Source organism: uncultured Gemmiger sp. (genome assembly GCF_934561205.1).
In the GTDB taxonomy this organism is placed as follows: domain Bacteria; phylum Bacillota; class Clostridia; order Oscillospirales; family Ruminococcaceae; genus Gemmiger.
Window position 1 is genome coordinate 1 of the sequence record NZ_CAKTFU010000006.1, and the last position, 12631, is coordinate 12631.

Below are 12631 nucleotides of genomic sequence, written 5' to 3' on the forward strand. Positions count from 1 at the left end.
AGTTTAGCTCAGCTGGGAGAGCATCTGCCTTACAAGCAGAGGGTCAGCGGTTCGAGCCCGTTAACTTCCACCATGTGTGGCCCGGTAGTTCAGTTGGTTAGAACGCTAGCCTGTCACGCTAGAGGTCGTCAGTTCGAGCCTGATTCGGGTCGCCATTTGCCTCTGTAGCTCAGTCGGTAGAGCAGGGGACTGAAAATCCCCGTGTCATTGGTTCGATTCCGATCGGAGGCACCAAGTTCTTGTACGTTCTCTTATAAAGAACGTACTTTTTATGCGGCCGTAGCTCATCTGGTAGAGCGCCACCTTGCCAAGGTGGAGGTAGCGAGTTCGAGCCTCGTCGGCCGCTCCAAAAAACAGTGAAACCGGCTCCTATGCCGGTTTTTCACTAATATGGTGACGTGGCCAAGTGGTAAGGCAAAGGTCTGCAAAACCTTCATTCACCAGTTCAAATCTGGTCGTCACCTCCACAAACCGCTTTCAAGTGCAAGCTTGAAAGCGGTTTTTGTTTTGGGGGTCTCCCCTGCTCCGGGCTGTCACCCCGCCCTACGGGGCAAAAAAATATGTTACGGCGTAGGGGCGGGGCATGCCCCGCCCGCGACCATATACTATAATGAATAGAATGGGTTGGCTTGTAGGGGCGGCATATATGCCGCCCGCTGCAATCATACCGTTATTTCCTACCGGGTAAACCCCACGGGACGCAACTATGCGTCCCTACAAACCTGCCGAAGGTTCGCAATCGTCCCATTCGTTTATTGACAAACTAAGGGGGAGCGCCCAACGGGCGCTCCCCCCCTTTACCTGTATTTCGGTGTCGATTATTTGAAATAGCGGTCCAGCAGGCCCTGCATACCGCGGCCGTGGCGGGCCTCGTCCTTGGCCATTTCATGCACGGTGTCATGAATAGCGTCGAGGTTCAGCTCCTTGGCCTTCTTGGCCAGGTCCATCTTGCCGGCGCAGGCGCCGCACTCGGCGTCAACGCGCATCTGCAGGTTCTTCTTGGTGCTGTCGGTCACGACCTCACCCAGCAGCTCGGCAAACTTGGCGGCGTGCTCTGCCTCCTCAAAGGCGTAGCGCTTCCAGGCCTCGGCGATCTCGGGGTAGCCCTCGCGGTCGGCAACGCGGCTCATGGCCAGGTACATACCGACCTCGCTGCACTCGCCCTGGAAGTTCTCGCGCAGGCCCTGCACGATCTCCTCGGGGGCGTCCTTGCCCAGACCGACGACGTGCTCGGTGACGTAGGTGTTCTCTTTCTTTTCGATGAACTTAGAGGCCGGTGCTTTGCAGACCGGGCAGAAATCAGGAACAGAACCCTCGGCGATGTAGCCGCAAACGGTGCAAACATATTTAGTCATAGTGGTGCCTCCTGTTGATTGTTATCACATTTATAAGACAAATTCTTGTCTTTCTGCCTGTATTATACCGCACATAATCTGCGTTGTCAATAGGTTTGCAAAATAAATTAGGAATAAATCTTAAAAATGAACACGGCTCTCCCCTGCTGCGGGCAGTGCCCTGAACAGTGCCTTGCTTACCATATAACTCAGGCTGCCCACAACCAGCCCCGCCACCAGCAGCACGGGCGCGTAGCCCAGCGCCACGGCATCCGAAAGCAGCAGCGCCGCGCCGCAAAGCTGGCCGATGTTGTGTGCCAGTGCGCCGCTGACGCAAAAAATGTACCCGCCGACACAGGGCAGAAAACTCAGCGCCAGCAGCACGGCCAGTGACAGTCCGCCGCCGCACAGCGACAAAAACCCCGCGGTGGCCCCGCGCGTCAGCAGGGCGAACAGCGCCTTCAACAGGACCAGTGCGGCGGCATCGCGGCGGCGCACAAACAGCAGCGCATACATGACCACCAGATTGGCAAGCCCTAACTTCATGGCGGGCATCAGCCCCAAAAGCGGCGTGACCATGCTTTCCAGATAAGAAAGCGCGATGGCCAGCGCAAACAGCATTCCGTTGCGGGCCACGGTGCGGGCGGTGCGGTTTCTCATGCAAAGTGACCTTTCCTTGTGGATTTTACCTTCTATCTTGAGTTTACGGCAGTTGCCGCGCAAAGTCAAGCGCGCGGCGCAAAGCACAAAAAATTTACAATCTCTGCGGCCCGCCATTCGACCGAAACGTCTTGAAATACCACTCAAAATAGTGTATTCTAATAGTATGCAGCGATGCCCCGCCCGTGCGGCGCTGCCGTTACTAAACACAAAAGGAGAATTCTCTTTTATGAAAAAACTGCTTTCTGTTGCCTTGTGCGCTTTGCTTTTGACCGGCTGCGGCGGTGCCGCCGCTTCCTCCGGCAGTGCCGAATCCACCCCCGCTTCCTCTGCCGTGAGCAGTGAGGCGGCTTCCTCCGACACTGCGCAGGACAGCACCCCGGCTGCCGAAACCGTCGATCTGGACGGCATTGTTTCGGCGCTGGAGGCCGTCAACCCCATCGCCAACCCCCGCGCGCTGGACGATTTCTCGGTGCAGAATGAGCTGCTGCTGACGATGGACAACATCGAGGCCTACAAGGGCGATGTGACCAACGATCAGGCAGACTGCGGCCTGGTATTTGCCGTGCAGGCCAAGCCCGGCAAGGCCGCTGACGTGGAGGCCGAGCTGAACGCCTACAAGGACAGCCTGGCCGCCAACGACCTGTATGCCGAGTTTGCCGACAAGGTCGCCCAGGCCAAGGACGCCCGCATTGTCAGCAAAGGCGACTGCGTGGTGCTGGTGATCGCCGGTGTGGGCGGCCCCGACTACGCGGACATCGACACCGCCATTGCCGCTGCCCTGAACTGAACCTGAGCCGTAACAAGGCCGCTGCCCTACGGCAGCGGCCTTGTTTTTTACCACTTTCAAAAGAGGAGAGCCTAGCATGGTTTTTAACAGTGTTGTGTTTCTGTTCGGCTTTTTGCCGTTGGCGCTGCTTTTGTATTATCTGGTGCCCGGCAAGCTGAAAAACGCCGTTCTGCTGCTGGAAAGCCTTGCCTTTTACTGCTGGACCGGGGTGCAGTACCTGCCGCTGATCGTGTTTCTGGTGGTATTCAACTACATCTGGGGCCTGCTGGAGGAGTTTTTTACCCGTCGGCGTCCCCTGCTGCTGACGGTATCGGTGCTGGTCAACCTGGCGGCACTCGTGTATTTTAAGTATGCGAATTTCCTGATCGACAGCCTGAACAGCCTGACGCAGCTGGGCATTGCCCGCCTGGACGTCGGCGCCGTGCTGCCGCTCGGCATCAGCTACTATATTTTTAAGATCATCAGCTATCAGGCCGATATCTGCACCGAAAAGATCAAGGCGGAAAAAGACCCCGTGACCTTTGCCGTCTATGTGCTGTTTTTCCCGCAGCTGATCGTAGGCCCCATCATCAAATACCGCGACATGGCCCCGCAGCTGCACAACACCCGCGACCGCTGCACCGCCGCGCTGGCGCAGACGGGCTGCGAGCTGTTTGTTTTCGGTCTGGCGCAAAAGGTCATTCTGGCGGATTCCATCGGCGCCTTATGGAGCGACATCATCGGCACGGGCGGCGTGGGGCTGGCCAATGTCTCCACCCCGCTGGCGTGGCTGGGCATTCTGGCGTATTCCCTGCAGCTGTACCTGGATTTTGCAGGCTTCAGCGCCATGAGCAACGGCCTGGCCGCCATGCTGGGCTTTGAATGTGCCGCCAACTTTGATTTGCCGTATATTTCCGGCAGCATCACGGAGTTCTGGCGCCGGTGGCATATCTCGCTGTCGGGCTGGTTCCGCGAGTACATTTATATCCCGCTGGGCGGCAACCGCAGGGGCGCTGCCCGCCAGATGCTGAATATGTTCGCCGTGTGGGCGGCCACCGGCATCTGGCACGGCGCAAGCTGGAACTTTATTGTGTGGGGGCTGTACTACTTTGTGCTGCTGGCGGTGGAAAAGCAATTTTTGCTGCCGTACCTCAAAAAAGGGCGTGTCTGGCCGCACCTGTACACCCTGTTCTTTGTGGTGGTGGGCTGGGGCATCTTTACCGCCAACCAGCCCGGTGCGCCGCTGGGGCTTTTGCTGCAAAAGCTGTTTGTGCCGCAGGGGGGCATCTCGGCGATGTATTACCTGCGCAACTACGGGGTATTTTTGCTGCTGGGCGGTGTGTTTTCCTCGGCGCTGCCGCGCAAGCTCTGGCAAAAGCTGGAGCGCTGCACCCCTGTGCGGCTGGCGCTGTTTGCCGCTGTTGCGGTGCTGAGTGTGGCCTATGTGGTGGCTGCCACCAATGCCACGGCGCTGTACGCCAATTTCTGAAAGGAGGATACCCTGTATGGACAAGGTCATTTACCGCAAAAATGCGGGCAAGAAACGGGGCTATCCCCTGCTGACGCTCTCGGCCGTGCTGCTGTTCGGTTTTGCGGCGGTCAACCTGGTGTGGCCCAAGCGTGATGTGCTGGAGCTGGAAAACCGCAAGGCGGCGGCACTGCCGGCGTTCCGCGTGCAGGATGTGCTGGACGGCAGCTGGCAGGCGGGGCTGGGCCGCTGGATGCAGGACCGAATTGCCTTGCGCGATGTCTGGGTGAACACCCAGCGCGCCGTGGACGAGACACTGTTTGCCAAGGCGGAGGAAAACGGCATCTTGCTGGGCAAAGAGCATTGGATGTTCACAAAGCTGTTTACCGTGAACGAGGCCGCCCAAAAACAGCTGGACAAAAATGTACAGGCGGTCAGCGCGTTTGCCGCCGCCCACCCCGGCAAGGTGACGTTTCTGCTGGCCCCCTCGGCCAGCGTCATCTACCCCGAAATGCTGCCCGTAGGTGCGCCGATGGCGGACGAGAATGCCCTGCTGGACGGTATTTTTGCCGAGGTATCCAAGACGGCCGATGTCATCGACCTGCGCGAAACCTTTACCGCCGACAAGCAGGAGTACCTGTATTTTAAGACCGACCACCACTGGACGACCCACGGCGCCTACCGCGCGTATGAGCAGTTCTGCCGCCAAAAGGGGCTGACCCCCTTTGACACCGCCGCGCACGAGGCTGTGACTGTGCCGGATTTTCAGGGCACGCACTACTCCGCCACGCGGCTGTGGAACGTGGAAAATGACGAGATCGTCTACTATCCCCTGCCCAACCGGATGACGATTTTCAGCATTGTGGGCGAGGCGCAGTACGAGCCGCAGACCACCGAAACCCTGATCAACACCGAAAAATTTGCCGCGCGGGATAAGTACGCCGCCTTTTTGGACGGCAACAACGGCTACTCCGAAATCGAGGGCGACGGCAAGGGCAGCATTCTGGTGGTCAAGGACAGCTACGCCAACAGCTTTGTGCCCTACCTGACCGCCAACTACAAGAAGATCGGCGTGGTGGATTTCCGCAATTTCAAGTACGGCCTGGATTCCACGATAGAAAAAGAGGGCTACGATGAGGTGCTGATCTTGTACAACTTCCAGACCTTTATCAGCGATGCCAACCTGATCTATATCACACGACCCACTACGATACAATAATCAGCCTTGGGGGCTGCGGTTTGTCCGCAGCCCCTGTTTTGTTGGCGCACTGCCGCCAGAATGCAAAATGGTAGAGGTCCGCCCCTGCGGCGGCCGCATCGCCGCACAGCGCCCCGTAGGCGGCGCACAGGGCGGTTTCCAATGTGGCAGAGACATCCTGCCTGACGGGGGCATCCGACGGCTTCTGCAGCTGCGTATCGCGCAGATAGAGGTACAGCGTTTCTCCGTCGCAGACAAGGTTGGTCTTGGCGTTTACGCTACAGGTGCCGAAGCGGCAGCGCAGCGCCCCGGCGTGGCCTGCCAGAACCGCAGCCAGTTGGGCTTGCAGGGGCTGCTCGTACAACACGGAGGCGTCGGGTGTCAGCAGCCGCATGGCGTAGCATTCGGGGCGAAACACAGGGATAACAAACCCCGCATCACTGCTGAAAAGCTGCTGTAAACCGAAATGCAGCCGATTTTGCCGCAGCGTCTGCTGCATGGCGGGCAAAAGTGCGGCGGGGTCACTGCCGAGGGTCTGCACAAGAAAAAGGGAGATCTCAGGCGCGGGGGCGGCACGCTCGTACAATAGTTCCCCCAGCTGCCGCGCCTGCTGCCAAGTGGAGCTGTCGGGAAAGGCGGCCAACTCCAGCTGCCCGTAAAAGACCTCGCCGGGCAGGGCCTCCTCGGCGGCGGAGAGCGCCTGTGCGGGCGTTGCGGCGGATGCCGTGGTTACGGTACAGGCTTCGGCCGTGTCGCTTTTCGGGTCGGCGGCAAGCAGGGTGGCGGTGTAGCCGCTGCCCTGCCTTTGCCAGAACACCGCCCGCACGATGGTGCGCTGCGAGAGTGATGTGCCCGCGCAGCCGCAGAGCAGCAGCGCGGCGATCAGCGGGACGAACCTTTTTTGCATAGCGATACCAACCCCCCTCCCGCAATGACGGTACCCGCCAACAGCAGGCACAGTGTGCTGCGCAGCCGAAAGGCGGCATCCAGATCCAGCTTGCCAAGCACAACGCATAAAAACCAAACGCCGCCGATGAACAGAGGAAAATCACGCAAGGACGTTGCATTTTTGCGATTCTCCCCGCCGGACAGACGGGTGACGGCGTACAGATAGAGCGCGATTTTGAGTGTGACGGCCATCACCCACAGGGTCAGCTGCAGCCAGTCCAGCCGATGAAACACCGAAACACCGCCGCTGCGGGCGGCGGCATGCAGCGGGTCTGCCTGCCGAAACATGGCATCGCCGTAAAACAAGGCCAGCAAAAAATGTGCGCCCACGTCCGCCCCCAGGGCAAGCGCCGCCAGCCTGCCCGCCGTGCGGCGGTCCTGCTTTTGCGGTGCGGGCCAAAGCGCGGGCAGCAGGTATTCGGGGAAAAGCGTCAGCTGGTCGGCGGCTGCCGTGCCCAGCTGTGCCGGCGTCAGCGGACGTACCGACAGGTTGGGCAGGCGCAGAAACGGCGCGGCGGACAAAAGCAGCAGCACCCCCGCCCCCGCCAAAAGGCACAAAACGGCGTAGGCGCTTTGGGATAAAGCCGACACCCGACGCAGGTACAAAACGGGCAAAAGCAGCAAAAGGCAGACGGCAGACAGCCGGATGCTGCCGGGGTAGATGCGCTGTATCAGCGCGGCCAGGCGCAAAATTTCCAACACGCAGGAGAAAACCAGCAGGGCGGCAAAGGGCCATGCGACGGCCCGCCCGACCCCTGCCACCGAAAAGCCATAGGAAAACAGCAGGCACACGGCCGCCAGAATCGGCGCACAGAGCAGCGCCGCAAAAAAGCCCGCGCGCGGCAGGTAGGCCGTTTGGCTGCGCAGCAGCACGTTGGACAAAAGCCCCACCAGCAAGGCGGCAAACAGGTTTGGGGATTCACGTTTCATCGCGGCCGAGCACCTCCCCTGCCTTGGCCAGCCTGGACCAGATGCTGCGCACAAAGCCGTCCCGCCAGGCGGCAGGCCCCGGCGGCATCAGCGGGTAGAGATAGTCATAGCCGAAGGGTTCACTGCCGCAGGCCATCGCCAGGACGGTCAGCGCGGCGGCGGCCAGCCCCGGCACGCCAAAGCAGCCCGCCAGCAGAATGACCGCAAAGCGGAACAGAATGGTCTGCTCATACAGGGAAGGAACCGCCAGCGTGGCCACGGTGGCGGCGGCAGCGGTCGTCAGGATAGGCACACTGAGGATGCCCGCCGAAACGGCAGTCTCGCCCAGGATCAGCGCCCCCACCAGGCTGACCGTGTGGCTGATGGACTGCGGCGCGCGCAGACCTGCCTCGCGCACGATCTCCAGCAGCAGGGTCACGCCCAGCATTTCCGGCATGGGCGGCAAGGGGGTTGCCTGTTCGCCGCGGGCCAGCTTGGCCAAAAGCTGCAGGGGGATGATTTCCGGCGTGAACGCCACGGCCATGACATACAGCCCCGGCCCGAATACCGCCAACAGAAAGGCCAGATATTTCAGCAGCCGTATCAGCCCCGCAAACACCGCACCGGAGGAATAGTCGTCCAGACATTCAAAATGCTCGGCAAAAAAGCCGGGCACCACCAGCGCATAGGGGCTGCCCGCCACCAGCACGGCGGCCTTGCCTTCGCACAGGCGGGCGCAGACGGTGGCCGGGCGCTCGGTGTAGGCGGCTGCCGGGAAAAGATTCAGCTTGTCCTGCTTCAGGAAGGACGCAAAGTAGGCGCTGTCCAGCAGAACGGGTATCTCAACGTCCGCCAGCTTTTTGCGCAGCGCGTCCACGAGGTCGGGCGGGGCCAGCGCACGGTCGTAACAAAGGCAGTATTCGGTCTTGGCGCGGCTGTGGGCGGTGGCGATCTCCGCCACCAGTGTGCCGCTGCGGAACTGCCGCCGCAGCAGCGAAAGATTGCTGCGCAGATGCTCGGTAAAGGCGTCCTGTGCCCCGCGCAGGTTGCCCTCCCCCTGCGGGGTGCCCACGCTGCGGCCCGGCATATCCTGGGTCGAAAGCACGACCGCCCCGCCAAAGCCCTCAATGAACAGAAGCGTCATGCCGCCGGACAAGAACTCGGCGGCCGATTGCCAGTCCGTGACGGGCTGCGGCTCGGTGGGGATGCGGCTTTGCTGCAAAAGGAAGCGGCACAGGCCTGCCCCGCCCTGCAGGACGACGGGGTCACGGTCCAGCATATCCAGGGCCAGGCGGCACAGGCGCTCGGCGCTGGACACCCCCGTGTACATGGCCACGGCGCAGCAGATGCCGCTGATTTGCAGCGGCTTTGTATAAAAGTCATCCGAGACGGCAAAATTGTTTTTCAGATAGGCAAGATTCTCTTGCAGGGACACGCTGATTTTTTGTGACATGGCAAACCCTCCCGGCCATAGTGTGGCCCGGCGGGCGCAAATTATGAGGGGGCTTACGGTGTTTTCTTTGCTGTTTCGGACGGTCGTACTGTATGCGGCGGTGGTGGCGGCGATGCGGTGCATGGGTAAGCGCCAGCTGGGCGAGCTGCAGCCCGGTGAGCTGGTGACGACCCTTTTGGTCTCCAACGTGGCGACCCTCTGCATTGATGAGCCGGACCTGCCGCTTTTGGCGGGGCTGGTGCCGATTTTTCTGTTGGCGGCGCTGGAAATATTACACGCGGCGGCCTCCTGGCGGTGGCCGCGCTACACGCGGGTATTGTTCGGCAAACCCGTCACGGTCATTCTGCGGGGCGAGGTGCAGCAGGACAGCCTGCAAAGGCTGCGCATCAGCGGACGCGACCTGGCCGAGGCGCTGCGCGGGCAGAAAATCGACACCCCCGCGCGGGTGCTGTGGGCGGTTATGGAGCCGGGCGGGCGGCTGAATGCGGTGCCCTATGCGCAGGGCGGCGAGCCGCCGCCCTACCTGCCGCTGCTGCTGGACGGCGTTGTGTACGGTGACTGTCTGCGGGCGTTTGGCAGGGACGAGGTATGGCTGGCGACGTTGCTGCAGGCGCAGGGCACCGCGAAAAGCCGCGTGCTGATGCTGTATTATAACGGGCAGGATACGCTGCTGGTGCCCAAAAAGGAGGCTAAGAGATGAAACGCAGCTTGTCGGCCCTGCTGATGTTGGCGGCGCTGGTAGCCGCGCTGAGCGCGGCAGGGATATATCTGCGGCAAAGCACGGCGCGGGTGGATACGGCGCTGCAGGCTGCCTGCACCCTGGCGCAAAGCGGGCAATACAAAACCTCCGCCGCCGCTTACAGAGAAGCGGCGGCGGAGGCGGAACATGCTATGCGGTTGTGGAGACTGCTGGTGCGGCGCAACACGTTGGAGGCCCTGCAGCAGACGTTGGCGTGTCTGCCGGGCTATGCGCAGCAGGACAATTTAGCCGACCTTTGGGTGGAGACCGCCCGTGCAAGGTGCCAGCTGCGGCAGCTTACCGCATCATTTTTCGGCAGCTTTTGAGCGGTTGTCCAGCATGTCCTTCAGCTCTTCCATAAAGGTGTTGACATCGCTGAACTGGCGGTAGACGGAGGCAAAGCGCACATAGGCGACGTCGTCCATCTTTTTCAGCTCCTGCATGGCAAGATCACCGATCTTCATCGAGAGAACTTCACGGTCATAGGAGTTGAGCAGCTGCTGCTCAATGCGCTCTACGGCTTCGTCCAACTGCTGGTAGCTCACGGGGCGTTTCTGGCAGGCGCGCAGCATACCGTTCAGCAGCTTTTGCCGGTCAAAGACCTCGCGGGATTTATCCTTCTTGATCACCATCAGGGGCACCGTTTCCACGACTTCATAGGTGGTAAAGCGCTTTTTGCAGTTCAGGCACTCGCGGCGGCGGCGGATACGCTCACCGTCCTCCGTGGGGCGCGAGTCAATGACCTTGGAGTCGACCTCGCCGCAGTAGGGGCATTTCATAAACGGAAACCTCCTTGCCGAAAAATCAATCCTTCTTGGGGGCAGCCTTCTTGCGCTGTTTCCAGTCGACCCACAGCGGGGTGGCAATGCAGATGGTGCTGTACACACCGCTGATCATACCGAACAGCAGCGGGAATGCGAAGGTGTAGATGCTGTCCAGACGGTAGATGATGGACACCACGCAGACGACACCCAGGGCGCAGCAGGTGGTGATGGTGGTCATCAAAGAGCGGGAGAAGCTCTGGTTGATGGACAGGTTGACCAGCTCCGGCAGGCTGAGCTGCTTTTTGCTGTACAGGGCGCTGTTCTCGCGGATACGGTCGTAGATAACGACGGTATCGTTGATGGAGTAGCCCAGAATGGTCAGCATGGCGGCGATAAAGTTGCCGTTCAGGGGGATGCGCAGGATGACAAACACGCCGAACACCACAAACAGGTCATGCAGCAGCGCCACAACAGCGGTGGCACCGGCCTTGAAACCGCCGATGCGGCGGAAACGGTAGGCGACGTACAGCATGATCAGCACGCAGGCGGCGACCAGCGCGACAACGCTCTTGAGCAGGAATTCCTTGCCGATGGTGGCATCGACGTTGCTGACCTCATTCTGGGTGAAGGCATTGTCGGGATACTGCTCGTTCAGGGTGCTCAGCAGGTTGTCCAGCTGCTCGGTGGTCAGGGTCTGGCTGCCGGGCAGGGTGACGGTCAGGGTCTGGCTGCCGGAAATGTCGGAGCCGGTCTGCAAAGTCAGGTTGGACTGGTTCAGCTCCCCGCTGATGGTGGACTTGAGGGCGCTGAGGTCGGCCTCGCCCTGATACGCCAAGGTGACCATGGAGCCGCCTTTGAATTCGACGTCCATGTGCACACCGAACACGCCGCAGAACACCAGCACCACGGCAATCAGCGCGCAGGAGAAACCGTAGAACTTCTTGCGGTTGGGGATAAAGCGGATCGCGGGGGTCTTGTAGTCAGCACCGCCCTGCTTTTTGCCGCCGTACAGGGCGGGGCTGCGCAGCGCCTTGCAGTGGATGGCACCGCGGATCATCACGCGGGTGGCACCCACGCCGAACACGAAGTTCAGCAAAACGCTGGTCAGCAAGGTGAAGCCGAAGGAGTAGATGGTGCCGGCGGTGGAGGGTCCGAACCACCAGAAGATGGGGTTAAAGACCTTGGCCCAGAAGCCGTCGGTGGGGCCGAAAGCGCCCATCAGCAGGGCGGCAACGATGACGATGGTGACGTTGCCGTCGATGATGGGGGTAAGACCCATCTTGAAGCCGCTGTTGACAGCGCCGTCCAGCGTCTTGTTCTTGGACAGCTCTTCCTTGATGCGCTCAGCGGTGATGACGTTGGCGTCAACGCCCATGCCGATGCCTAAGATGATACCGGCGATGCCGGGCAGGGTCAGGGTGGAACCGTTGAATACCGGGAAATAACCGGAAACCACAGCCAGCGTGGCGGCGACCTGACCGGCCAGAGAGATGACGGCGATGGTGCCGGGCAGACGGTAGCGGGCGATCATCAGCACAGCGACGATGATAAAGGCGATGATACCCGCCAGTACCATGACCTCAAGGCTCTTGGCGCCCAAGGTGGGGCTGATGGTGGAGTAGCTCTCGGCAGACAGGGCAAACGGCAGCGAGCCGGAGTTGATCTGGTTGGCCAGCGAGGAGGCACTCTCCTGGGTGAAGTTGCCCTTGATGATGGCCTCGCCGTTGGTGATGGCCTCGTTGACGGTGGCAACGGAGATGCTTTCGTCATCGAGCCAGATGGAGATGGGGGTGCTGCCGCCCGCCAGCTCGGTGGTGGCATCCGCAAAAGCGGCGGAACCCTGCGTGCTGAAGCGCAGCTGAACGACCCAGCCCTCGGTCTCGTTGTAGCCGACGGTGGCGGAAGTCACGTCGTCGCCGCTGAGGATCTCCTCGCCGTCGGCGGAAGAACCCTTGCGGAACACCATCTTGGCGGTGGTGCCGATCTCATCGATAGCGGTCTGGGGGTTGAAGTCAGACTCGCCGGTTTTCCAGGGAAAACGAACGATGATACGGTCTTTGTTGGTGTCGATGTAGCTTTCGTAATCGGTGATGCCAAGACCCACCAGACGATCCTCGATGACCGTTTTGGCGGCAGAAAGCTGCTCATCGGTGGCGTCCACGTCATTCGCGGGCATAAAGGTGACATCCACGCCGCCGCGGATATCAATGCCGAAACGGATGTCGGATGCACCCTTGACGTAGGTGTTTTTGGTGTCGCCGTACTGATAGCTGACACCGAGAATCGCAGTCAGGGAAAATACCACGATCAGAATTGCCACGACGAATAGCGGCCATGACTTCCCTTTTTTGTTCATAGAAACCTCCAAAAAACTTGCCCGCGCCTGCGG

The 12631-nt window shown here is 60.6% G+C and carries 12 protein-coding genes and 4 tRNA genes; 9 read left to right on the plus strand and 7 right to left on the minus strand.

Annotated elements, in window-relative coordinates; genetic code table 11:
• The first annotated feature begins 78 nt into the window (after window positions 1–78).
• The 4 genes from Q0I19_RS05035 (at window position 79) to Q0I19_RS05050 (ending at window position 467) form a co-directional block, all read left to right on the plus strand.
• Window positions 79–155: transfer RNA gene (locus Q0I19_RS05035), tRNA-Asp, on the plus strand.
• Window positions 156–158: 3 nt separating this feature from the next.
• Window positions 159–234 (plus strand) — tRNA-Phe (locus tag Q0I19_RS05040).
• 39 nt (window positions 235–273) lie between these two features.
• Window positions 274–349, plus strand: a tRNA-Gly gene (locus Q0I19_RS05045).
• Between the two features lie 43 nt (window positions 350–392).
• Window positions 393–467: transfer RNA gene (locus Q0I19_RS05050), tRNA-Cys, on the plus strand.
• A 351-nt stretch (window positions 468–818) separates the two neighbouring features.
• Here Q0I19_RS05050 and Q0I19_RS05055 read toward each other — a convergent pair.
• Both Q0I19_RS05055 and Q0I19_RS05060 read right to left on the minus strand, forming a co-directional pair.
• Window positions 819–1355, minus strand: a complete 537-nt coding sequence (locus tag Q0I19_RS05055) for an NADH peroxidase (RefSeq protein WP_294759082.1) — start codon at window positions 1353–1355, stop codon at window positions 819–821.
• Between the two features lie 120 nt (window positions 1356–1475).
• A complete protein-coding gene (locus Q0I19_RS05060) occupies window positions 1476–1994 on the minus strand; it encodes a Gx transporter family protein (protein ID WP_294759083.1) in 519 nt (172 codons plus the stop codon).
• A 229-nt stretch (window positions 1995–2223) separates the two neighbouring features.
• Between Q0I19_RS05060 and Q0I19_RS05065 the strand changes: the two genes are divergently transcribed.
• From Q0I19_RS05065 to Q0I19_RS05075, 3 genes are all read left to right on the plus strand, one after another.
• Window positions 2224–2784, plus strand: coding sequence for a DUF4358 domain-containing protein (locus tag Q0I19_RS05065; protein WP_294759084.1), 561 nt, complete (start codon window positions 2224–2226; stop codon window positions 2782–2784).
• A gap of 76 nt (window positions 2785–2860) precedes the next feature.
• Window positions 2861–4252 carry an MBOAT family O-acyltransferase gene (locus tag Q0I19_RS05070; RefSeq protein ID WP_294759085.1) on the plus strand — a complete coding sequence of 464 codons (1392 nt, stop codon included), beginning with the start codon at window positions 2861–2863 and terminating at the stop codon, window positions 4250–4252.
• 16 nt (window positions 4253–4268) lie between these two features.
• Window positions 4269–5450: a DHHW family protein gene (locus Q0I19_RS05075; RefSeq protein ID WP_294759086.1), complete on the plus strand. Its 1182-nt coding sequence runs from the start codon at window positions 4269–4271 to the stop codon at window positions 5448–5450.
• Here the strand turns inward: Q0I19_RS05075 and Q0I19_RS05080 are convergent.
• From Q0I19_RS05080 to Q0I19_RS05090, 3 genes are read right to left on the minus strand one after another with little or no spacing between them, the layout of a single operon-like run.
• The gene (locus Q0I19_RS05080; RefSeq protein WP_294759087.1) at window positions 5437–6336 is read right to left on the minus strand and encodes a hypothetical protein; all 900 of its coding nucleotides are present in this window, start codon (window positions 6334–6336) and stop codon (window positions 5437–5439) included. The two genes, Q0I19_RS05075 and Q0I19_RS05080, sit on opposite strands and share 14 nt — an antisense overlap.
• Window positions 6312–7307, minus strand: coding sequence for a hypothetical protein (locus Q0I19_RS05085; protein ID WP_294759088.1), 996 nt, complete (start codon window positions 7305–7307; stop codon window positions 6312–6314). The genes Q0I19_RS05080 and Q0I19_RS05085 overlap by 25 nt, the downstream gene beginning before the upstream one ends.
• Complete coding sequence (locus tag Q0I19_RS05090; RefSeq protein ID WP_294759089.1) at window positions 7297–8739, minus strand: spore germination protein; 1443 nt, start codon at window positions 8737–8739, stop codon at window positions 7297–7299. The genes Q0I19_RS05085 and Q0I19_RS05090 overlap by 11 nt, the downstream gene beginning before the upstream one ends.
• A 58-nt stretch (window positions 8740–8797) precedes the next feature.
• Here Q0I19_RS05090 and Q0I19_RS05095 point away from each other — a divergent pair, with 58 nt between their 5' ends.
• A complete protein-coding gene (locus Q0I19_RS05095; RefSeq protein ID WP_294759090.1) occupies window positions 8798–9439 on the plus strand; it encodes a YetF domain-containing protein in 642 nt (213 codons plus the stop codon).
• Entirely contained in the window at window positions 9436–9804 is a 369-nt protein-coding gene (locus tag Q0I19_RS05100) for a DUF4363 family protein (protein WP_294759091.1), read from the plus strand. The genes Q0I19_RS05095 and Q0I19_RS05100 overlap by 4 nt, the downstream gene beginning before the upstream one ends.
• Here the strand turns inward: Q0I19_RS05100 and nrdR are convergent.
• Window positions 9784–10257, minus strand: coding sequence for a transcriptional regulator NrdR (gene nrdR / locus Q0I19_RS05105; protein WP_294759092.1), 474 nt, complete (start codon window positions 10255–10257; stop codon window positions 9784–9786). The two genes, Q0I19_RS05100 and nrdR, sit on opposite strands and share 21 nt — an antisense overlap.
• A gap of 25 nt (window positions 10258–10282) precedes the next feature.
• Window positions 10283–12598 (minus strand): protein translocase subunit SecF, encoded by a 2316-nt coding sequence (gene secF / locus Q0I19_RS05110; protein WP_294759093.1) that lies wholly within the window; start codon window positions 12596–12598, stop codon window positions 10283–10285.
• Window positions 12599–12631: the final 33 nt, after the last annotated feature.

Excerpts from the sequence above, each read along its gene's own strand:
- Q0I19_RS05055 (WP_294759082.1), bottom strand. The coding sequence starts at position 1,355 with ATGACTAAATATGTTTGCACCGTTTGCGGCTACATCGCCGAGGGTTCT.
- Q0I19_RS05060 (WP_294759083.1), bottom strand. The coding sequence starts at position 1,994 with ATGAGAAACCGCACCGCCCGCACCGTGGCCCGCAACGGAATGCTGTTT.
- Q0I19_RS05065 (WP_294759084.1), top strand. The coding sequence starts at position 2,224 with ATGAAAAAACTGCTTTCTGTTGCCTTGTGCGCTTTGCTTTTGACCGGC.
- Q0I19_RS05070 (WP_294759085.1), top strand. The coding sequence starts at position 2,861 with ATGGTTTTTAACAGTGTTGTGTTTCTGTTCGGCTTTTTGCCGTTGGCG.
- Q0I19_RS05075 (WP_294759086.1), top strand. The coding sequence starts at position 4,269 with ATGGACAAGGTCATTTACCGCAAAAATGCGGGCAAGAAACGGGGCTAT.
- Q0I19_RS05080 (WP_294759087.1), bottom strand. The coding sequence starts at position 6,336 with ATGCAAAAAAGGTTCGTCCCGCTGATCGCCGCGCTGCTGCTCTGCGGC.
- Q0I19_RS05085 (WP_294759088.1), bottom strand. The coding sequence starts at position 7,307 with ATGAAACGTGAATCCCCAAACCTGTTTGCCGCCTTGCTGGTGGGGCTT.
- Q0I19_RS05090 (WP_294759089.1), bottom strand. The coding sequence starts at position 8,739 with ATGTCACAAAAAATCAGCGTGTCCCTGCAAGAGAATCTTGCCTATCTG.
- Q0I19_RS05100 (WP_294759091.1), top strand. The coding sequence starts at position 9,436 with ATGAAACGCAGCTTGTCGGCCCTGCTGATGTTGGCGGCGCTGGTAGCC.
- nrdR (WP_294759092.1), bottom strand. The coding sequence starts at position 10,257 with ATGAAATGCCCCTACTGCGGCGAGGTCGACTCCAAGGTCATTGACTCG.
- secF (WP_294759093.1), bottom strand. The coding sequence starts at position 12,598 with ATGAACAAAAAAGGGAAGTCATGGCCGCTATTCGTCGTGGCAATTCTG.